The organism is Collinsella aerofaciens, assembly GCF_032584215.1.
In the GTDB taxonomy this organism is placed as follows: Bacteria; Actinomycetota; Coriobacteriia; order Coriobacteriales; family Coriobacteriaceae; genus Collinsella.
Window position 1 is genome coordinate 1 of the sequence record NZ_JAWHPN010000088.1, and the last position, 560, is coordinate 560.

The 560-nt window shown below is 73.4% G+C and carries 1 protein-coding gene; it reads right to left on the bottom strand.

Annotated elements, in window-relative coordinates:
- Positions 1-365: IS110 family transposase (locus RX395_RS09880; protein WP_316367311.1), on the bottom strand; the 365-nt coding region annotated here is incomplete at its 3' end.
- Positions 366-560 lie beyond the last annotated feature (195 nt).

A 560-nucleotide genomic window follows, 5' to 3' on the forward strand; every position in this document is an offset into this window, starting at 1 on the left:
GAGCCGGACATCGCCGCGCGGGCGGCCCTCTCCGCGTCCGCCTCGTCGCACTTTCCCTGCCCCGGGCGCCTCCTCTGCGTCCCCGCCGGGGAGAGCGCCTCGCGCACGGGCATCCCCAGCGACGCGAGGTGCCTGGTGAGGCCCGCCCCGTAGGACGACGTCCCCTCCATCGCGACGCAGGCCGGCTCCCCGGCCGCCGCGATCGCCCCGGCGAGCGCCTCGTAGCCCGCCGCGTCGGCGGGGAACCGGCGGGACAGGACCTTGCGGCCCCTCCAGTCCAGGACGCACAGCCAGTGCGAGTCGGCGTGGGTGTCGACCCCGCAGAAGACCGGCCCGCGGGCGCCGGGTGTCGATTCGTTTTGCATGCCTCGCTCCGTTCTTTCCGTGCTCGCCTGGACCGGGCAGACGGCACACTGACGGGGCGCGATAGAATGCGGTTGTTCGGGTCCGCGGTATCGCTCCATGCTCCTATTAGGTCATGCGGCGGTCTCGGCTCGCCGCGGCCCGCGCGGGACATGTCAGGAAACGAGGGCAGCCCTGTGGGCGCCAGCGGAATGTGG